General features: G+C 68.0%; 17 protein-coding genes. 10 read left to right on the top strand and 7 right to left on the bottom strand.

The features are described 5' to 3' along the window. Positions 1 to 226 precede the first annotated feature (226 nt). Together hpf and secA are read left to right on the top strand one after the other, a co-directional pair. Positions 227 to 952: a ribosome hibernation-promoting factor, HPF/YfiA family gene (gene hpf, locus ACK8HH_RS14080; protein WP_006895559.1), complete on the top strand. Its 726-nt coding sequence runs from the start codon at positions 227 to 229 to the stop codon at positions 950 to 952. 241 nt (positions 953 to 1,193) lie between these two features. Continuing rightward, complete coding sequence (gene secA / locus ACK8HH_RS14075) at positions 1,194 to 3,965, top strand: preprotein translocase subunit SecA (protein WP_412475274.1); 2,772 nt, start codon at positions 1,194 to 1,196, stop codon at positions 3,963 to 3,965. A 3-nt stretch (positions 3,966 to 3,968) separates the two neighbouring features. Here secA and ACK8HH_RS14070 read toward each other — a convergent pair whose 3' ends face one another. Next, positions 3,969 to 5,045 carry a 2,3-butanediol dehydrogenase gene (locus tag ACK8HH_RS14070; protein ID WP_006895557.1) on the bottom strand — a complete coding sequence of 359 codons (1,077 nt, stop codon included), beginning with the start codon at positions 5,043 to 5,045 and terminating at the stop codon, positions 3,969 to 3,971. Positions 5,046 to 5,227: 182 nt separating this feature from the next. On the opposite strand from ACK8HH_RS14070, the gene ACK8HH_RS14065 reads away from it, so the two are divergent. The 7 genes from ACK8HH_RS14065 (at position 5,228) to ACK8HH_RS14035 (ending at position 12,283) form a co-directional block, all read left to right on the top strand. Further along, positions 5,228 to 5,677 carry an Rv3235 family protein gene (locus ACK8HH_RS14065; RefSeq protein WP_260868579.1) on the top strand — a complete coding sequence of 150 codons (450 nt, stop codon included), beginning with the start codon at positions 5,228 to 5,230 and terminating at the stop codon, positions 5,675 to 5,677. Positions 5,678 to 5,746: 69 nt separating this feature from the next. Next, positions 5,747 to 7,207, top strand: a complete 1,461-nt coding sequence (locus tag ACK8HH_RS14060) for a wax ester/triacylglycerol synthase family O-acyltransferase (protein WP_006895555.1) — start codon at positions 5,747 to 5,749, stop codon at positions 7,205 to 7,207. Positions 7,208 to 7,252: 45 nt separating this feature from the next. Then, the gene (locus ACK8HH_RS14055) at positions 7,253 to 7,750 is read left to right on the top strand and encodes a DUF6912 family protein (protein ID WP_006895554.1); all 498 of its coding nucleotides are present in this window, start codon (positions 7,253 to 7,255) and stop codon (positions 7,748 to 7,750) included. Positions 7,751 to 7,854: 104 nt separating this feature from the next. Beyond that, positions 7,855 to 8,448, top strand: a complete 594-nt coding sequence (locus ACK8HH_RS14050; RefSeq protein WP_039867081.1) for a DUF664 domain-containing protein — start codon at positions 7,855 to 7,857, stop codon at positions 8,446 to 8,448. Between the two features lie 115 nt (positions 8,449 to 8,563). Continuing rightward, entirely contained in the window at positions 8,564 to 9,679 is a 1,116-nt protein-coding gene (locus ACK8HH_RS14045) for a ferredoxin reductase (RefSeq protein ID WP_006895552.1), read from the top strand. Positions 9,680 to 9,782: 103 nt separating this feature from the next. Further along, positions 9,783 to 11,054, top strand: coding sequence for a fatty acid desaturase family protein (locus tag ACK8HH_RS14040; protein WP_006895551.1), 1,272 nt, complete (start codon positions 9,783 to 9,785; stop codon positions 11,052 to 11,054). An 8-nt stretch (positions 11,055 to 11,062) separates the two neighbouring features. Continuing rightward, on the top strand, positions 11,063 to 12,283 hold the full coding sequence (locus tag ACK8HH_RS14035) for a fatty acid desaturase family protein (RefSeq protein ID WP_006895550.1): 1,221 nt from the start codon (positions 11,063 to 11,065) through the stop codon (positions 12,281 to 12,283). 27 nt (positions 12,284 to 12,310) lie between these two features. On the opposite strand, the gene rsgA is transcribed toward ACK8HH_RS14035, so the two are convergent. Genes rsgA through ACK8HH_RS14020 form a run of 3 tightly spaced genes read right to left on the bottom strand, consistent with a single transcriptional unit; the run spans position 12,311 to position 15,054 of the window. Further along, positions 12,311 to 13,369, bottom strand: coding sequence for a ribosome small subunit-dependent GTPase A (gene rsgA, locus ACK8HH_RS14030; RefSeq protein WP_006895549.1), 1,059 nt, complete (start codon positions 13,367 to 13,369; stop codon positions 12,311 to 12,313). Next, complete coding sequence (gene aroA / locus ACK8HH_RS14025) at positions 13,366 to 14,649, bottom strand: 3-phosphoshikimate 1-carboxyvinyltransferase (protein ID WP_412475273.1); 1,284 nt, start codon at positions 14,647 to 14,649, stop codon at positions 13,366 to 13,368. The genes rsgA and aroA overlap by 4 nt, the downstream gene beginning before the upstream one ends. 21 nt (positions 14,650 to 14,670) lie before the next feature. After that, positions 14,671 to 15,054 (bottom strand): VOC family protein, encoded by a 384-nt coding sequence (locus ACK8HH_RS14020; protein ID WP_006895547.1) that lies wholly within the window; start codon positions 15,052 to 15,054, stop codon positions 14,671 to 14,673. Between the two features lie 35 nt (positions 15,055 to 15,089). On the opposite strand from ACK8HH_RS14020, the gene ACK8HH_RS14015 reads away from it, so the two are divergent. Further along, positions 15,090 to 15,560: an NUDIX domain-containing protein gene (locus tag ACK8HH_RS14015; RefSeq protein ID WP_006895546.1), complete on the top strand. Its 471-nt coding sequence runs from the start codon at positions 15,090 to 15,092 to the stop codon at positions 15,558 to 15,560. Here the strand turns inward: ACK8HH_RS14015 and ACK8HH_RS14010 are convergent. The 3 genes from ACK8HH_RS14010 to ACK8HH_RS14000 all read right to left on the bottom strand — a co-directional run bounded on the left by ACK8HH_RS14010 (position 15,505) and on the right by ACK8HH_RS14000 (position 18,792). Then, positions 15,505 to 16,626, bottom strand: a complete 1,122-nt coding sequence (locus tag ACK8HH_RS14010; RefSeq protein WP_006895545.1) for a hypothetical protein — start codon at positions 16,624 to 16,626, stop codon at positions 15,505 to 15,507. The two genes, ACK8HH_RS14015 and ACK8HH_RS14010, sit on opposite strands and share 56 nt — an antisense overlap. A gap of 35 nt (positions 16,627 to 16,661) precedes the next feature. After that, the gene (locus ACK8HH_RS14005; RefSeq protein WP_006895544.1) at positions 16,662 to 17,831 is read right to left on the bottom strand and encodes an aminotransferase class I/II-fold pyridoxal phosphate-dependent enzyme; all 1,170 of its coding nucleotides are present in this window, start codon (positions 17,829 to 17,831) and stop codon (positions 16,662 to 16,664) included. Positions 17,832 to 17,949: 118 nt separating this feature from the next. Beyond that, positions 17,950 to 18,792, bottom strand: a complete 843-nt coding sequence (locus ACK8HH_RS14000; protein WP_006895543.1) for an aldo/keto reductase — start codon at positions 18,790 to 18,792, stop codon at positions 17,950 to 17,952. Positions 18,793 to 18,897: the final 105 nt, after the last annotated feature.

The raw sequence follows: 18,897 nt of genomic DNA, 5'->3' as shown, positions 1-18,897 counted from the left end.
GCGGATACCTTCGGAAGTGGCAGTGATGAACATCGAGTGCCGGGAGGTGAGGAAGCCTTTTCCACCGCGCCGATGTGTTCACGAGCGCGGTAGATCCTCCGCTTCAGCTCAGCGGGTCACTGCCCATCGCGCCAAACCGCTACCTGAATGTGGTTGCGCGACTAGCGAATTGGTACCCCGATCCGGTCTCGATTCCGGACGGGAGCAACCTGAGGAGGATGTCGATATGACGGTCGTTCACCGCAAGGGACAGCGCGAGTCGAAAGCCGCACCCGCTGAACGCGTCGACCTCAAAGCCGCTTTCGAGCTGCCGTCCACCGTCGACACGTCGGACGCGGGCGAGTTGAAGGCGGAGCTCGTCATGAGTGGCCGGAACGTGGAGATACCGGATCACTTCCGGGTCTACATGAGCAGCAAGCTCTCCCGGCTCGAGCACTTCGACCCCACGATCTTCCGCTTCGAAGTGGTCCTGTACCACGAACCGAATCCACGGCAGTCCAAGAGCGCCGAGATCGTCGAGATCACCGGCCGTGGCCGCGGTCCGGTGATCCGCGCACAGGCCGCCGGCGAGAACTTCTACGCCGCCAGTGAGCTGGCCTTCGACAAGCTGCACAAGCGGCTGCGCCGCGCCAAGAGCCGGAAGCGGATCCGCAAGGACGGGATGCACCGTCCCACCTCGCTCGCCGAGGCGGCGGCCGACGCGCCGCACCTGCTTCCCGAGACGCCTGCGCCGTCCCCGGATCCGTTCGAGGACAGTGTCGAGGACCACTCGCCCGGTCAGGTGGTGCGCGTGAAGGATCACCCGTCGTCGCCGATGTCGGTGGACGAGGCGCTCTACGAGATGGAACTCGTCGGTCACGACTTCTACCTGTTCCATGACTGCGAGACCGACAAGCCGTCGGTGGTCTATCGCCGTCACGCATTCGACTACGGACTCATCAGGCTCGCCTGAGGTCTCGTCCCAGCAGCGGTGGCCGTCGCCCTGACCGGGTGGCGGCCACCGTCGCGTTCACCCACGCGTCGCCGAGCGCGTCAACAATCGTTGACGTCATGTGCGATGCAGTGCCGGTCGGACATGCCTGCATACGGCGTCGTCGACGACGGACCCGTACCATGGACCGAGGTCTGTCCGCCACGTCGACGGTTCGGCGGGGCGCGACGGTGAATCGAAACGTGAACCCAGAGGATTGCCGGTGCTCAACAAGCTGCTCAGACTGGGCGAAGGCCGCATGGTCAAGCGCCTGGACGCTATCGCGACGAGCGTCGAGGCGCTCTCCGACGAGATGGAAGCGCTCTCAGACGACGAACTGCGGGGCAAGACCGTCGAGTTCCGCGAGCGGCTCGAGGGCGATGAGACACTCGACGATCTGCTGCTCGAGGCCTTCGCGGTGGCTCGTGAGGCCGCGTGGCGCGTCCTCGACCAGAAGCACTTCCACGTGCAGATCATGGGTGGCGCGGCGCTGCACTTCGGCAACATCGCGGAGATGAAGACCGGTGAGGGCAAGACGCTGACCTGTGTTCTCCCGGCGTACCTGAACGCGCTGAACGGCAAGGGCGTGCACGTCGTCACCGTGAACGACTACCTCGCCAAGCGCGACGCGGAGTGGATGGGCCGCGTGCATCGCTTCCTCGGTCTCGAGACCGCGGTGATCCTGACCGGCATGTCGCCCGATCAGCGTCGTGAGGCGTACGCGGCCGACATCACCTACGGCACCAACAACGAGTTCGGCTTCGACTACCTGCGCGACAACATGGCGCATTCACTCGAAGACCTGGTGCAGCGGGAACACGCCTACGCCATCGTCGACGAGGTCGACTCGATTCTCATCGACGAGGCCCGCACCCCGCTGATCATCTCGGGCCCGGCCGACTCGTCGAGCAAGTGGTACGCCGAGTTCGCGCGCATCGCGCCGCTGCTGGAGAAGGACGTCCACTACGAGGTCGACATCAAGAAGAAGACCGTCGGCGTCCACGAGGCCGGTGTCTCCTTCGTCGAGGACCGGCTCGGCATCGACAACCTCTACGAGCCGGAGAACTCTCAGCTCGTCGGCTACTTGAACAACGCGATCAAGGTCAAGGAGCTCTTCCACAAGGACAAGGACTACATCGTCCGCAAGGGCGAGGTGATGATCGTCGACGAGTTCACCGGGCGTGTGCTCGACGGCCGGCGCTTCAACGAGGGCCTGCACCAGGCGATCGAGGCCAAGGAAGGCCTCGAGATCAAGGCCGAGAACCAGACTCTCGCCACGATCACCCTCCAGAACTACTTCCGCCTGTACAAGAAGCTCGCAGGCATGACCGGTACGGCCGAGACCGAGGCCGCCGAGTTCCAGCAGATCTACAAGCTGGGCGTGGTGCCGATCCCGACCAACCGTCCGCTGATCCGCAAGGACCAGACCGACCTGATCTACAAGACCGAAGAGGCCAAGTTCTACGCGGTGGTCGACGACATCGCCGAGCGCAACGCCAAGGGCCAGCCGGTCCTGATCGGTACCACGAGCGTCGAGCGCTCGGAGTACCTGTCGCGGCTGCTGACCGAGCGGGAGATCAAGCACACCGTCCTCAACGCGAAGTACCACGAGCAGGAGGCACAGATCGTCGCCGAGGCCGGTCGGCTCGGGGCGGTCACGGTGGCCACCAACATGGCCGGCCGAGGCACCGACGTCGTATTGGGCGGCAACCCGGACGTCATCGCCGACACCCGGCTGCGCAAGGCGGGACTCGACCCCGTCAACACTCCCGAGGAGTACGAGGCGGCGTGGGACGAGGCGATCGAGATCGCCCGCACCGAGGCCGCCAAGGAGGCCGACGACGTCCGTGAGGTGGGCGGACTCTACGTCCTCGGCACCGAGCGTCACGAATCGCGCCGCATCGACAATCAGCTGCGTGGCCGGTCCGGCCGCCAGGGCGACCCCGGAGAGTCCCGGTTCTACCTCTCCCTGGGCGACGAACTGATGCGGCGGTTCAACGGCGCCGCGCTCGAGACCATCATGGCCCGCCTCAACCTGCCCGACGACGTCCCGATCGACGCCAAGATGGTCACCCGCGCCATCCGCAGTGCGCAGACGCAGGTGGAGGAGCAGAACTTCGAGATCCGCAAGAACGTCCTCAAGTACGACGAGGTGATGAACGAGCAGCGCAAGGTCATCTACGGCGAGCGCCGCGAGATCCTCGAGGGCGAGGATCATCGGGATCAGGTGCGCGAGATGGTGCGCGACGTGGTCGGTGCCTACGTCGACGGTGCCACGGAGGTCGGATACGCCGAGGACTGGGACCTCGAGACGCTGTGGGAGGCGTTGTCGAAGCTGTACCCGATCGCGCTCGATCCCAAGCGGGTCGTCGGCGAGAACGAGTACGGCGAACGCGACGACATCTCCCGCGAGCAACTGCGCGAGGTGCTGGTCGACGACGCGCTCGCCGCCTACGACCGCCGCGAGAAGGAACTGGCGGAGATCGCCGGCGACGGCGCGATGCGTCAACTGGAACGGTCGATCCTGCTCACGGTCATGGACCGCAAGTGGCGCGATCATCTCTACGAGATGGATTACCTCCGCGAGGGGATCCACCTGCGGTCGGTCGCTCAGCGCGACCCGGTGGTGGAGTACCAGCGCGAGGGCTACGACATGTTCCAGGGCATGTTGGAGGGCATGAAGGAAGAGGCCGTCACCTACATCTTCAACGCACAGGTGGAGACGCAGGCCCCGGCTCCGGCGCTGGGCACGTCGGTCAGCGACATGCTGGCCGGAGCGGCCTTCGGCGGCGACGAGGCCGCCGACGGCGCCGAACCGGCGATGACCTACAGCGGGCCGTCGGAGACCGGCGACGCGGAGGTGCTCTCCGAGGTCGAGGAGCACGCCTCGGGAACTCCGTCGGAGGTGCTCGGCAGCCGTCGCGAACGGCGCGCCGCCGCCCGTTCGGGCGCCAAGCCGTCGAACAAGCCTCCGAAGTCGCGCAAGAAGCGCTGACGGTCACACTCCCGCGCCGGACGGCGAGACCAGGATCTTCACGGCGGTCTCGTTGCGGTGCAGCAGGGTGTCGTAGCCTTCGGTGACCAGATCGGCGAGGTCGATCTTGCCCGTGATGAACGGGGCGAGATCGATCTCGCCGCTCTCCACCAGCGCGATCGTCTCGGGATGAGAGTTCACGTAGGCGATGGTGCCGCGCAGGTCGATCTCCTTCAGCACCAGCTTCTGCATGTCCAGTCCGGCGGGGCTGCCCCAGATCGACACCACCACGACGACCCCGGTCGGCTTCACGGCATCGAGCAGGGTGTCGAACGCGGGCTGAACCGATGTGCATTCGAAACCGACGTCCGCGCCGCGTCCGGAGGTGAGCTCCGATACCCGAGCGACCACGTCCTGCGCCGCGGGATCCAGCACGTGATCGGCGACTCCGGTGTCCGCGGCCTTGGCTCGGCGCAGCGGGCTCGGCTCGCTGATGATCACCGAGATGCCTCGCGCCCGGCAGATGGCCGCGGTGAGCAGTCCGATCGGTCCGGCGCCGGTGATGAGCGCGATCGCACCCGACTGCGCGCCGCTGCGCTGTACGGCGTGGAAACCGACCGCCAGCGGCTCGATCAGCGCGGCCTGGTCGAGCGGTACCGATGCGTCGATCCGATGCACCCACCTCCGTTTCACCGCGATCTTCTCTGCGAGTCCGCCACCGCAGCCGCCCAGTCCGATGAAGTTCATGTCTCGCGACAGGTGGTAGTCGTGGCTGTGCGGACCGGTATCGACGTCGTCGGCGAGGATGTAGGGCTCCACGACCACGTGATCGCCGACCGCCAGATCGGTCACGCCGTCGCCCACCTCCGAGACGACGCCCGACATCTCGTGTCCGATCGTGACCGGAGCGCTCTCGCCGCTGATCGGCTGCGGATGTCCGGCCGGCGGGATGAAGATCGGGCCGTCGGCGTACTCGTGCAGGTCGGTGCCGCAGATGCCGCACCAGGCGATGTCGATGCCGACCATGCCGGGCCCGACCTCCGGCGGGTCGATCTCTTCGATGCGGACGTCTCCGCGGTCGTAGTAGCGTGCGGCTCTCATCGGTGCTCCTTCTGAGCGTCGGAACGGGAAGTGTGGACTGTGATGTGAGTCACCTGCCCGGAAACGAGCGTGCGCCCACCGCCGGCGGGGCGCAACGGTTGCAGGGGGTTGCAGCGGACGGGGGTCGGCCGTGCTCTCGGCGCGTCGCGGAACCGAACCCGCCCCGGGTGCGTCCGATAGATATGACGGTGAACACACTCGGGGGTAATGGGATCGTCGACCGGCCGGCGCCGCCGGTTCGGAACGGCGCTGAGCGGACGGATGCGGACCGTGCCGGTGCAGCGCGGTCGGCGACGGTGTACGCGTTGCAGCAGATGCTGGAGGTGCTCGACGGTCGCCGACCGGTGGACCATCTGCTGCGCACGGTCTCGGCCGAGGTGCAATCGCAGGTGGGCTCACTGCTCCAGCATCGGGCCGGGCCGTCGGGGAGTGCTGAGACGGCGCGGCTGCTGCGAGTCCACCTGCAGATCGGTGGACCGCGCCAGGCCGCCTACTTCGGCACCTTCGTGCGGGGACGCCGAGTGCGTGCGGTGGCCGGCCGCATCGAGATCCGGTCGGTGCCGTTGCCGTCGCGGGGCGGACCGCGCCGGATCGCGGAACGCTGGGTGATCGTCGAGTTCGCGATCGTCTGAGGCCGTGGTGTGAGGCCGCGCCGGCGATGATTCCGCGGACGCCCGCGATCGGCATAAACTCGACGCATCATGGTGAATCGGCTGTCGCCGGACGAGGCGATGTTCTACTTCCTGGACGGGGCGGGGACGACCGCCCACCTCGGAGCGCTGTTGATCCTCGACCCGAGCAAGCTTCGGAAGGACGACGCGACCGGGATCGACTACCACTCGCTCGTCTCGCTGGTGGAGAACCGACTGCAGGCGGCACCCCGGTACCGCCAGGTGATCACCGAGGTGACGCTCGGGCTGGCGCGTCCGGTGTGGGTGGACGACCGTGAGTTCGACATCAACTACCACATCAGATTGTCCGCGCTGCCGCAGCCGGGTGACTCCGAACAACTGCAGGAGTTGGTCTCGCGGCTCATGTCGCGCCCACTCGACCGGACCCGGCCGCTGTGGGAGATGTACCTGATCGAGGGACTCAGCCGCGGCCGGTCGGTGATCCTGACCAAGACGCACCGCTGTCTGCTGGGCGGCACCGGCAACCCGGAATTGAGCGAGGTGATCTGCGACGACGTCGCGGACGCCGCCCCGATGGCGGAGGATCTGTGGATGCCGCGGCGGCCGCCCGGAGCGGCCTCGTTGACCGTCGGAGCGCTGGCCGAGGCGATGGCCCGGCCCGGTGAGATGGTCGACACCCTGCTGCGCGGCAACGGCCCGGTCGCCGATCTCTGGTCGGTGGCCGACAAATCGGTCCGTCTGGTCGGCGACGCCGTCTCTCAGATGGTCAACTCCGCCCCCGACAGCCCGCTGAACGCGGTCACCACGTCGTCGCGGCTGTTCGCCTTCTCGTCGGTGTCCCGCCGCGATCTCGAGGCGGTGGCGAACCGTTTCGAGTGCTCGTTCAACGACGTGGTGCTGGCCATCATCACCGGCGTGCTGCGCCGGTGGTCGCTGTCGATCAAGGACACCGTCGGCCACGGCGAGACGATGCGGGCCACCATGCCGCTCGCGGCTCGCGATCCGGACACCGTCGAAGGAGAGCCGAGCGGCTCGTGGATCGTGGTCGGCGGGACGGAGTTCGTCACCGACCTGCCGGTGGGGGAGGACGCACCCGCCGTCCGGCTGATGCAGGTGGCCGGTCTCGCGAATCGCTACTCCCAGTCCACACGGCGGATGTCGCAGGGGCTGCGCCCCCTGCTTCCGGAGTTCGGGCTGGTGCCCTTCGCCGACCGGTCCACGCGGGCGTTCGCGGGCCTGTTCCAGCGGTCGTACAACGTGCCGATCTCGATGAGCGCCAAGCGGATCGGCCGCAAGTTCGTCGGCGGGATCCCCATCACCGGAATCTTCACCATTCCGACGCTCGCCGCGCAGAGAGCTCTGGGCATCAGTGTCAACGAGTACGCGAACCAGGTGCAGTTCGCCTTCATCGCCGACCGGGCCGTGGTGGTCGACCTCCCCGCCATGGCCGAATACGTCACCGAGTCGCTGGACGAACTGCTTGCGAGCGGGCAGTCGTACGACGGTTCCCCGGACCCCGGCAACCGGTGACGACAGGGCCCGCCGACCCTCCCGACCCCGATCGAAAGGCATCTCATGCGCGTCTATCTGCCGGCCACCCTGGCGATGATCGAACGGCTGGTGGCCGAACCCGGCCGGGCCTTCGAACCGGTCGGAGGCACCGGTTTCGCGCTGACACCGGCGCTGCGCGAGGCGTATGTGGCCGGTGACGACGAGGAACTGTCGGAGGTGGCGCTCCGGGAGGCCGCCCGGGCGTCGCTGCGACTGCTGGCCGTCGACGACTCGGAGCTTCCGGTGCGCCGGGTGGTGGTGGTCGCGGACGCCGAGGCGACGCCGCGTCCGGATCTCGACGACGCGGTGGTCAGGGTCGCCGGAACGATCCCGCACGGCGACATCGTCGCCGTCCACGTCGACGGTTCAGACGCCGAGAACGCAGTGCGGGCGGCGGTCGAGGTGATCGACCGCGCCGACCTCGGCGATGAGGACGGCGAGCTGGCGGTCGGAGACGTGGAGGACCACGACCTCGGCTGGTACGCCACGCAGGAACTGCCGTTCCTCCTGGAACTTCTCTGAAGTCCCCGAAGACTTCTCCAGAGAACTTTTCAGTACCGGACGAGAACTGTCCGGAATGCTTGTGAGTCTGAATGGGCGAGGAACACCGACCCCAGGAGGACACCATGTACGCACCGGCCCGAGACGACGAACTCACCGGCCTCATCAACTACGCCGATCAACAGCTCGGAGCGCTGCGGGCCGCGGCGTTCGGACTCACGGAGGCTCAGGCCCGACAGACGCCGTGTCGCAGCGTGCTCTCGATCGGCGGACTCATCAAACACATCGAACGCGGTCTACGCGGGGCCGCAGCGCAGTTGAACGGCACCGCCGGCGAACTGGTGCTCGACGAGGCGGCGTTGGCCGAGTACATGGGGAGCTTCGCGCTCACCGACGACGAGACTGCGGCCGGGATCATCGAGCGGTTCGACGCCGCGCGCGCCGAGTTCCTCGAAGCGATGCGGAGCAGCGATCCCGACGGGGAGGCGATGGCGCCGCCCGCGCCGTGGGCGGGTGTCTACGAGTCGCGGCCGATGAAGAATCGGTACTACATGTGCCACCAGGTGGAGGAGTACGCCCGGCATGCCGGGCACGCCGACATCATCCGCGAGCAGATCGACGGAATGTCGGTGGCCGCGCTGGAGATGACGCTGGCCGGTGCGCCGGCCAATCAGTTCTTCACGCCGTACACACCGGCCCCGGGGACGCTGCTGGCCTGATCCGCGACGCGACTGACGTGCGCTCCATTCGCCCTCGGCGCCCCGAAACGCTAACCTACGGAATCGTAAGTTAGGTGTTCCGGGGCGGCCCGGAACCGGGCGGAGGAGGCGCGCGATGGCGTGGCGTGAACGATTCGAGGCACCGGCGGCCGACGTGGCGGCCAGGCACAAGCGTGCCCGGCTGCTTCGAGCGGCCTTCGCTCGCGTGACCACCCCGCTGTTGCCGGACGACTACCTGCACCTGGCCAATCCGCTGTGGTCGGCGAGGGAATTGCGCGGCAAGGTGGTCTCGGTGACCGAGGAGACCGCGGACAGCGCGACCATCGTCATCCGGCCGGGCTGGGGCTTCTCGTTCGACTACCACCCGGGCCAGTACATCGGCATCGGCGTCCTGGTCGACGGACGCTGGACGTGGCGTTCCTACTCACTGACCTCCGAGCCGGAGTCGTCGCGCGCGCAGCGGACGGTATCGATCACGGTGAAGGCGATGCCGGAGGGATTCCTCTCGTCGCATCTGGTGAAGGGGCTGGCACCCGGCACCGTGGTGCGCCTGGCGGCGCCCGCCGGTGAATTCGTCCTGCCCGACCCGCTGCCGGAGAAGATCCTGTTCGCGACCGCGGGCAGCGGTCTGACGCCCATCATCTCGATGCTGCGCACGATGCGCCGACGCGCTCAGCGCGCCGACGTCCGGCTGATCCACTCGGTTCCCACGGAGGACGATCTGCTCTTCGGCGACGAACTCCGGCGGATGGCCGACGAGGGCCTGATCGACCTGCACCTGCAGTTCACCCGCACCGACGGCAAGGTGACGCCGGCGCAGCTGCGAGCGCTGTGTCCGGATTGGGCCGAGCGCGCCACCTGGGCCTGTGGTCCGGGCGGGTTCCTGGACATGCTCAGCGAACAGTTCGACGAAGCGGGTATTCAGGAGAATCTGCACATCGAGCGGTTCGCGCTGGAACGCGGTGCTCACGGTGCCGAGGGCGGCGTCGTCACGTTCGGCACGCCGGATCGGCAGATCGAGGTCGACGGTGCCACGACGCTTCTCGAGGCCGGCGAACAGGCGGGCGTGCTGATGCCCTTCGGCTGCCGCATGGGGATCTGCCAGAGCTGCGTCGTGATGCTCGACAAGGGGTGCGTGCGTGATCTGCGGACGGGCGTGGAGCACGTGGAGGGTGAGCGCATCCAGACCTGCGTGAGCGCCGCGGCGGGAGACTGCACGCTCGACGTGTGAATCGGTGCCTATGACGTGGACCACGTCGTCGCGGGGTGGACAGCCTACGGAACCGTAACCTACGCTTACGTAAGTTACGAAGTCGTAGGCAACGAGGAGTGGCATGGCGATCTCCGACATCCCCGAATACGCCCATCTGACCGACGCGGACGTCGAAGAACTGGGTGCGAAGCTCGACCAGATCCGCGCGGACATCGAAGCCGATCGCGGTGAACGCGACGCGCGGTACATCCGCAACACGATCGCATTCCAGCGGACGCTCGAGGCCGCCGGTCGCGCGCTGACCTTCGGTGCGCGCAATCGGGCTCTGTGGTGGGCCGGGGCGTCGGCTCTCGGAGTCGCGAAGATTGTCGAGAACATGGAGCTCGGGCACAACGTGATGCACGGGCAGTGGGATTGGATGAACGATCCCGAGGTGCATTCCACTTCGTGGGAATGGGACAACACCGGACCCAGTGCTCACTGGAAGCACACGCACAACTTCATCCATCACAAGTACACCAACGTGCTCGGCATGGACGACGATGTGGGCTACGGCCTGCTCCGCGTGACGCGCGACCAGCGCTGGCGGCCGTTCAACCTCGGCAACATCGCCTACAACACGGTCCTGGCGCTCGCTTTCCAGTACGGTGTCGCCGCGCAACATCTCGAGTTGGGACGCAAGCGCCGGACGCAGGAGGAGAAGGACCAGTTCCGGAAGGACCTGCGCGACGTGGGCGTCAAGATCGGGCGCCAGGCGGGTAAGGACTACGTGGTGTACCCGGCGCTCGTCGGGGCCGTCACCCGCTCGCGCTCCGGGGCCCGCAAGGCCTTCACCGCGAATGTGATGGCCAACGTGATCCGCAATGTGTGGTCGAACGCGGTCATCTTCTGCGGGCACTTCCCGGACGGTGCGGAGAAGTTCACCAAGCAGGACGTCGACAGCGAGACTCGCGGTGAGTGGTACCTGCGCCAGATGCTCGGAAGCGCCAACTTCCGGTCGGGCCCGGTCCTGGCCTTCATGAGCGGGAACCTCTCGTACCAGATCGAGCACCACATCTTCCCCGATCTGCCCAGCAATCGGCTCGCGGAGATCGCGGTGCGGGTGCAGGCGCTGTGCGCGGAGTACGACCTGCCGTACACGACGGGTTCGTTCCCCGTGCAGTACGCGAAGTCGTGGCGCACCATCGCCAAGCTGTCGTTGCCGAACAAGTACCTCTCGGGCACGGTGGACGACGCTCCGGAGACCGCCTCGGAGAGGCGGTTCAAGGAGTCCGAACAGGTGCGTCTGGTGTCGACGGTCGATCCCGCGACCGGACGTCGCCGGGGCCTCAAGACTGCGATCGTGAGCCTGAATGAGCGCCGGAGGAGCCGCCGCGCACCCGCGCGGGCATAATGTGATCGATGGCGATTTCAGATATCAATGAGTACGCGCACCTGACGGACGCCGATGTCGAGGCACTGGGTGCGGAACTCGATATGCTGCGCCGCGAGATCGAGTCGAGTCTGGGCGAGCAGGACCGCCGCTACCTGCGGCGGACCATCTACGCCCAGCGCGGACTCGAGGTCCTGGGCCGGCTCGCACTGCTCGGCAGCCACCGCCGGTCGCTGTGGCTGCTCGGCACCGGCGCACTGTCGGTCGCCAAGATCATCGAGAACATGGAACTCGGCCACAATGTGATGCACGGCCAGTGGGACTGGATGAACGATCCCGAGGTGCACTCCACGACGTGGGAGTGGGACATGGTCTGCGCCTCACCTCACTGGAAGCACTCCCACAACTACATCCATCACAAGTACACCAACGTGATCGGCATGGATCACGATGTGGGTTACAAGATCCTCCGGGTGACGCGCGACGAGCCGTGGGAACCCCGCCGCGCGTTCCAGCCGCTGTTCAATCTCATGCTCGCCGCCACCTTCGAGTGGGGCATCGGCCTGCACGACCTCGACCTCAAAGAGGTCATCGCCGGCCGCAAACCGATGGAGCAGGCGCGTCCGGAGATCGAATTGTTCGCGCGCAAGATCGTCCGGCAGATCGGCAAGGACTACGTCCTGTTCCCGGCGCTGTCGGGCCCCAACTTCACGCGCACGCTGACAGCGAATCTGACGGCCAACCTCATCCGGAATCTCTGGGCCTACGTGGTCATCTTCTGCGGGCACTTCCCCGACGGTGCGGAGAAGTTCACCGTCGAGACACTCGAGGACGAGACGTCCGGCCAGTGGTACCTGCGCCAGATGCTGGGGACGGCCAACTTCGAGGCCGGGCCCGCGCTGGCCTTCCTCAGCGGCAACCTCTGCTACCAGATCGAGCATCATCTGTACCCCGATCTGCCGAGCAACCGGATGGCCGAGATCTCGGTGCGGGTGCGCGAATTGTGCGAGAAGTACGACCTGCCGTACAACACCGGTTCGCTCACCATGCAGTACCTCCGTACGCTGCGGACCATCAACAAACTCGCGCTGCCGGACCGCTTCCTCATCGCGACCAGCGACGACGCGCCCGAGACCGCCTCTGAGCGCCGGTTCGACGGACTGCCGAAGCTCGGCGGCGGGCTCAAGACCGCGCTGGCGCAAGTGCGCGCCAGGCGACGGAGCCGCCGGCGCACCGAACGGCGCCGCTGATGCCGCACGGCTGGCCGCCGTCCGCGGTCAGCCCTCCGGCTGCTGAACCGGTGTCTCGTCCGCAGCGGTGGACGTCGCGGACCTGAGCAGTTCCCGCACGGCCATCGCCCGCCGATGGGAGCTGCCGGTGAGTGCGTCGAGCGCACATTCGGGATCGGCCGGCGGGCCGAGGTGGGTGCAGCCGCGCGGGCAGTCGTCGATCGCGTCGCGCAGATCGTCGAAGGCGTCGACGATCTGATCCGGCGTCACGTGCGCGAGGCCGAACGAGCGGATGCCCGGGGTGTCGACCACCCAGCCGCGCGGCGGCGCCCCGGGGGATTCTCCGGGCAGCGGCAGTGCCACCGATTGTGTCGACGTGTGGCGGCCCTTGCCGACGCCGGACACTTCGCCGGTGGCCCGGTCCGCATCGGGGACGAGCCGGTTGACGAGAGTCGACTTGCCGACGCCGGAGTGTCCGATGAGGGCGGTGAGGTGACCGTCGAGGGTGTCCCACAGGGGACCGAGGTCGTCGTCGCGACCCGCCGTCACCACCGGCAGTTCGAGGTCGGCGAAGTGTGCGGCGAACTCCTCTGGCTCGGCGAGATCTGACTTGGTCAGACACAGGATCGGCGACAGTCCGCCGGCGTACGCCGCGGCCAGGGCGCGTTCGACGAAACCGGTCCGGGGCGGCGGGTCGGCCAGCGCGGTGACGATCAGCAATCGGTCGGCGTTGGCGACCACGATCCGCTCGTACGGATCGTTGTCGTCCGCGGTGCGGCGGAGCACCGTGCTGCGGTCGTCGACCCGGACGATGCGGGCGAGCGTGTCGGGGCGGCCGGAGAGGTCGCCGACGACACCCACGCGGTCGCCGACCACGATCGGCGTCCGGCCGAGTTCGCGGGCGCGCATGGTGACGAGCGGGCGGGAGGGATCGCCGTCCAGAACGCAACCCCAGCGGCCGCGATCCACCGAGACCACCATGGCCGTCTCGGCGTCGTCGTGCGCCGGACGGTTCTTGGTGCGCGGCCGACTGCCCTTGCCGGGCCGGATCCGTACGTCGGACTCGTCGTAGGTGCGGCCGCGAACCGTTCCCGCCCGGGTGCTCACGATGCGGTCCCCGCCATCGCCTCCCACATCTTCACGAAATCGGGCAGGGTCTTCGCGGTGGTCTCGACGTTCTCGACGGTGAGACCGTCGACGCGGAGGCCGATGAGGGCGCCCGCCGTGGCCATGCGGTGGTCGGCGTAACTGTGCCAGAGTGCGGGTTCCAGGTCGGCTGCCTCGCGCCCGGTGATGACGAGGCCGTCGTCAGTCTCCCGGCACTGCCCGCCGATGCGGTTGATCTCGGTGCTCAACGCGGAGAGCCGATCGGTCTCGTGGCCTCGGAGGTGGGCGATGTCGCGCAGTACGGAGGTGCCGTCGGCGAGCGCGCACAGGGCGGCGACCGTCGGAGTCAACTCGCCCACCTCGTGCAGATCCACCTCGATCGCCCTCGGGCGGCCGTTGCCGCGGACCGTGAGGAGGCCGTCGGGCGCGTGGACGACCGAAGCGCCCATCCGTTCCAGAATGCCGACGATCGCGGACCCCGGCTGGGTGGTGGTGGCGGGCCAGCGCGGCACGCTGACCCGCCCGCCGGTGGCCGGTGCGGCCGCGAGGAAGGCGGCAGCGTTCGACAGGTCCGGCTCCACTGTCCAGTCGACGGCTGTGACGGCCGTCGGCGCCACCCGCCAGCGGGTGGCCGTCGCATCGAACTCCACTCGGACGCCGGCCTTTTCGAGCATTTCCACGGTCATGTCGATGTGCGGCATGGACGGCACCGGTGCCCCGGAGTGGGTGATCGAGATGCCGGATTCGAAACGGGCGGCCGACAGCAGAAGACCGGAGACGAACTGGGACGAGGCCGATGCGTCGATGGTGACCGGTCCGCCCGGCACCCCGCCCCGGCCGTGAACGGTGAACGGCAGCCCGTCGCCGTCGATCTCGGCGCCGAGCGCACGGAGCGCGTCGAGGACGGTGCCGAGCGGTCGGCTGCGCGCCTGTTCGTCGCCGTCGAAGGTCACGTCGCCGGTCGCGAGCGCCGCCACCGCGGGCAGGAAACGCATCACGGTCCCGGCCAGGCCGCAGTCGATGGAGCCGGCATGCAGGGGACGCGGAGTGATGTCGACGGTGGTCGGGTCGTCCGGGTGGCAGTCGACGCCGACCCCGATGGCGGCGAGTCCATCGAGCATGAGGTCGGTGTCGCGGGATCGGAGGGTGCCGGTGATGCGGGACGGGCCGGTGGCGAGCGCGGCCAGGATGAGCGCGCGATTGGTGATGGACTTGGAGCCGGGGAGGTCGACCACGGAGTCGACGGGGCGGTCAAGGAAGGGCGCGACCCAATTGCTCATGGGTTTCAGTCTCTCACGTCGTCAACCGCGCACGTCCCGGCGCAGCGGATGGTCCGCGGGGATCTCGACCACGATCAGGCGGCGCCCATCGGGATCGGCCACGGTCATCTCGATCAGGCCCCACGGTTTGGTCTCCGGTTCGGCGACGATCGGGACCTGTTCGGCGGCGAGGGCCTCCCGGGTGGCGGCGATGTCGCGGACTTGCAGCCACAGCACGTCACCGGTCTCGCCGGCGGCGGTGGCGGCCATGTGCGCGGGAATCTCGATCAGACCCGTGCCCGCGTGGAAGACGGTGCCGCCCGGGTACTCGCGGGCCACCGCCAGTCGCAGTCGGTCGCGGTAGAAGGCGGTCAGCGCCTCGGGGTCGGGTGAGATCAGCAGGGTCCGGCTCGAAAGGATCTCCATGGCTCCACCGTAGTCGTGGGGCCTACCCTGGTCGCATGCCCAAGGCCCAGTTCAGCGCCGGAATCCTGCTCTACCGCCGTCGGCCGGCGGGATTCGAGGTGCTGCTGGTGCATCCGGGCGGCCCGTTCTTCGCACGCAGGGACGACGGTGCGTGGTCGATCCCGAAGGGGCTGATCGACGAGGGCGAGGAGCCGCTCGCGGCCGCCCGCCGCGAGTTCGCCGAAGAGACCGGTCGGCCTGCGCCCGACGGCCCGGCAATCGACCTCGGCGAGGTCCGACTGCGCAGCGGCAAACGCGTCGTCGGCTTCGCACTCGAGGGCGATCTCGACGCCGGCGCCATCGTGAGCAACACCTTCGAGACGGTGTGGCCGCCCAAGTCGGGCCGGGTGCAGGAGTTCCCCGAGATCGACCGTGGGGAGTGGTTCGGGGCTGACGCGGCGCGGATCAAGCTCAACGCCGCCCAGGCGGTGTTCGTGGAGCGGTTGGCCGAGGCGCTGAGCGTATGACGTCCGCGGCGCCGGTGACGTCGATCCCTCCGTCGGTGAGACCCGGCAGCCACGGGAGCCGAATCGGTGCGCGGATCTGGCGTCCGGTCCGCAGGTCGTACTCGCCGTAGGCGGGTTCGTCTCGCCCGGATACCACGAGCACTTTGGCTCCGCTCACGAACATCCTGGTCGTCGAGTGGGCGCCGGGGAGTTGCCAGACCTTGTCCGGCGCCGCGGGTTCTCCGGACACCGGTGACCGGTACACCCCGTTGTCCGAGCCGATGAGGTACACATCGTGGTCGAGACGGGTGAAGGCCTGAACATGGCCGCGCAACGGATGATCCGGCCCGGCCAATTCGCGAGACACCGTTCGCCCGGTTTCGGGATCGATGGACATCAGTAGCGGGCCGGTGTCGTCGTCGATCGGTTTCAGCAGCGTGATGAGGTCGCGACCGTTCGGGGCGCAGACCGCCGGCAGTCGGGTGAAGACATCCGCAGGCAGGTCGACCGCGACGCTCGCGCCAGGTTCGCCGAGGCGCCGGAGCTGGACGCGTGACGAGGGGCGTCCGGTCTCGGTGGTGGCCGCGTACCAGCCGTGTTCACAGTGCGCGACCATGGCGAGCCGGCCCGGGATCTCGGATCCGAACGGCTTGCGGTGGGGATCGACGAGCACGTACCGGGTGGTGTCGAAGGTGTTCCACATGACGGCGTGCCCGGTGTCGGGGTCGGTTGCGGAGCCGACGATGCGTCGGCGGCCTCCGGGGCCGGTCACGGTCTTCTCCCCGGGCCGCAGCACCACGGCACCGCTTCCGGCGATGCCGAAGATCCCGTCGCCGAGCCGCGCCACGGTCGAGTCGTACTCGCTGCCGCCGGTGATCCGGCCGACCTCGTCGCCTTTCGCGTCGAACGCGACGATCACGTTCGCGGCCGAGGTCGGGTTCGGCAGAACCACCTGACCGACGGAGATCGCCGCGATCGCGGTCGGCGGGAGTTCGCCCATGTCGGGCGGTGCCGCGGTGCACGAGGCTACGCCCGAGACCGTCGCGATCGCGACCGAGGCGAACAGGGACCGTCGTCGAAGGCGCATGCGACATTCTTAGCCTGTCGGGCAGAACGCCGCGATCAGATCCGGTTCATCAGGTCGCCCAGTCGGTCGATCGCCAGGGCGAGATCCTCTTCGGACGCCGCGTAGCTGAGCCGGACGAAGCGCTCCGCTCCGGCGTCGCCGAAGTCCTTGCCGGGGGTCAGCGCCACGTGGGCCTGCGCGAGGGCGGTCTCGCAGAACTCGCTGGACGTGAGCCCGGTGCCCGACACGTCGAGGTAGACGTAGAAGGCGCCGTCGGGCCGGACCGGCACATCGAGACCGATGCGCTCCAGCCCGTCGAGAACCAGTCGGCGACGTGCCCGGAACTGAGCGCGACGGTCCTCGGCCACTGCGAGGGTCTCGGGCTCGAAGCACGTGAGCGCGGCGACTTGAGACGGTGTCGGCGGGCAGATGTAGTAGTTCTGGGCGAGCCGCTCGGCGACGGGGATCATCGCCTCCGGCACGATGGCCCATCCGAGCCGCCAGCCCGTCATACCGAAGTACTTCGAGAAGCTGTTGATCACGATGGCGCCCGGGTCGTCGGCCGCGACACTGCGGGGCGGCCCGTCCGGCCCGTCATCGGCCAGGCCGAGGTAGATCTCGTCGACGATGCGCCACCCTCCGCGTTCGGAGACCGTTCCGCACAACTCGACCAGCTCGGTGTGCGGCAGTGACGTACCCGTGGGATTCGACGGAGTCGCCGCCATCACCCCGCGCGTCTCGGGGCGCCATCGGTCTGCCACCGTTTGCGCGTCGAGCTGGAAACGCGTCGCCGGCGAGGTCTCCAGCAACCGCACTCGGCCGCCGAAGCTCTCGGCGAAACGCCGGTTGCACGGGTACGAGGGGTCGGCCACCAGCACCTCGTCACCGGGATCGATCAGGGCCGCGCAGGACAGGAGCAGCGCCGCCGAGGCACCGGTGGTGACCACGACGCGTTCCGGCGCCACTCGTGCACCGAAGTGCTCGGTGGTGAATCCGGCGATCGCCCGCCGCAGGTCGTCGAGGCCGAGAGCACCGGTGTAGGGGAGGGGCCGCCCGTCGCTGATGCGCCGGACCTCGCGCAGAAACGCCGGAGGCGCTCCGAAATCGGGTTCACCGAGATTGAGCTTCACGACGTGATGCCCCTGTGCCTCGAGCGCCGCGGCGTGCTTGCCGAATTCCATCGCGTAGAACGGGCTGACGGCTTCGGCGCGGCGGGAGAACTTCATACCGTCGATGCTATGCGGCGCGGTCGGCACACCAGAATCCCCGCGCACCGGTCGGCGTCGTGCGCGCGCCGGTGCGCGGGGAGTCCGGATCGATCCTCGGGCTATCGGGGTGCGGGGCTCACTCGGGAATCCAGTTGAACTCGTCCGGGTTCGGGCCGCGGCGACGGTCGGCGTTGAGCGAATCGATGCGGGACATCTGCTCGTCGGTCAGTTCGAAGTCGAAGATGTCCCGGTTCTCGACGATCCGTGACGGGGTGGTCGACTTCGGAAAGACGATGTTGCCGAGCTGGACATGCCACCGCAGCACCACCTGCGCGACCGTCCGGCCCGTCTGCGCCGCGATCGCCTTCAACTCCGGGTCGTCGAGAACGTCGCCCTGGGCGATGGGCGACCACGCTTCGGTCTCGATGCCCTTGGACGCGTTGTACTCGCGCAGTTCGGTCTGAGAGAGGTACGGGTGGACCTCGATCTGATTCACCGCGGGCACCACCTCGGTCTCGGCGAGCAGTCGCTCGAGGTGTCCGATCTGGAAGTTCGAGACGCCGATCGCACGCGTCTGTCCGTCCTCGTAGAAGCGCTCCATGGCACGCCAGGTATCGGTGAAGTCGCCGACCGCGGGCATCGGCCAGTGGACCAGATACAGATCCATCGGGCCGATGCCCAGTGCGTCGATGCTGCGCGCGGTGGCGTCGCGAGCCGCCTCCGGATCATGCGCGTTGTTGTTGAGCTTGCTGGTCACGAAGATCTCGGCGCGGTCGAGCCCGGACTCTCGGACGGCCTCGCCCACCTCGCGCTCGTTGCCGTACATCTGGGCGGTGTCGATGTGGCGATAACCGGCTTCCAAGGCCGTCAGGACGGCCTCCTTGGTGTCGGCGGGTGCGATCTGGAAGACGCCGAACCCGAGTTGCGGAATGCGGACGTCGTTGTTGAGGGTGATCTCCGGAATCGTGTTCTCTGCCATTCAACGACCAACGCCCGCGGGCCCTCTCGGTATTCCACCGGTCCGGGAGGACCCTGAACTTTCCCTGGTATCGGCGGTCGAGGGGTGACATATCGGCCGGGAGCG

The organism is Gordonia sp. LUNF6 (genome assembly GCF_047041125.1).
GTDB lineage: Bacteria > Actinomycetota > Actinomycetes > Mycobacteriales > Mycobacteriaceae > Gordonia > Gordonia sihwensis.
Note: the sequence above shows the minus strand (reverse complement) of the source record. Positions and strands in the feature narration are given on the sequence as shown.

Bases quoted from the DNA above. Each gene is read 5' to 3' on its own strand.
- ACK8HH_RS14055 (WP_006895554.1), top strand. From the start codon at position 7,253: ATGCGCGTCTATCTGCCGGCCACCCTGGCGATGATCGAACGGCTGGTG.
- ACK8HH_RS14040 (WP_006895551.1), top strand. From the start codon at position 9,783: ATGGCGATCTCCGACATCCCCGAATACGCCCATCTGACCGACGCGGAC.
- ACK8HH_RS14050 (WP_039867081.1), top strand. From the start codon at position 7,855: ATGTACGCACCGGCCCGAGACGACGAACTCACCGGCCTCATCAACTAC.
- ACK8HH_RS14020 (WP_006895547.1), bottom strand. From the start codon at position 15,054: ATGGAGATCCTTTCGAGCCGGACCCTGCTGATCTCACCCGACCCCGAG.
- ACK8HH_RS14010 (WP_006895545.1), bottom strand. From the start codon at position 16,626: ATGCGCCTTCGACGACGGTCCCTGTTCGCCTCGGTCGCGATCGCGACG.
- ACK8HH_RS14000 (WP_006895543.1), bottom strand. From the start codon at position 18,792: ATGGCAGAGAACACGATTCCGGAGATCACCCTCAACAACGACGTCCGC.
- aroA (WP_412475273.1), bottom strand. From the start codon at position 14,649: ATGAGCAATTGGGTCGCGCCCTTCCTTGACCGCCCCGTCGACTCCGTG.
- ACK8HH_RS14060 (WP_006895555.1), top strand. From the start codon at position 5,747: ATGGTGAATCGGCTGTCGCCGGACGAGGCGATGTTCTACTTCCTGGAC.
- ACK8HH_RS14045 (WP_006895552.1), top strand. From the start codon at position 8,564: ATGGCGTGGCGTGAACGATTCGAGGCACCGGCGGCCGACGTGGCGGCC.
- ACK8HH_RS14070 (WP_006895557.1), bottom strand. From the start codon at position 5,045: ATGAGAGCCGCACGCTACTACGACCGCGGAGACGTCCGCATCGAAGAG.
- ACK8HH_RS14065 (WP_260868579.1), top strand. From the start codon at position 5,228: ATGACGGTGAACACACTCGGGGGTAATGGGATCGTCGACCGGCCGGCG.
- ACK8HH_RS14005 (WP_006895544.1), bottom strand. From the start codon at position 17,831: ATGAAGTTCTCCCGCCGCGCCGAAGCCGTCAGCCCGTTCTACGCGATG.
- ACK8HH_RS14035 (WP_006895550.1), top strand. From the start codon at position 11,063: ATGGCGATTTCAGATATCAATGAGTACGCGCACCTGACGGACGCCGAT.
- hpf (WP_006895559.1), top strand. From the start codon at position 227: ATGACGGTCGTTCACCGCAAGGGACAGCGCGAGTCGAAAGCCGCACCC.
- ACK8HH_RS14015 (WP_006895546.1), top strand. From the start codon at position 15,090: ATGCCCAAGGCCCAGTTCAGCGCCGGAATCCTGCTCTACCGCCGTCGG.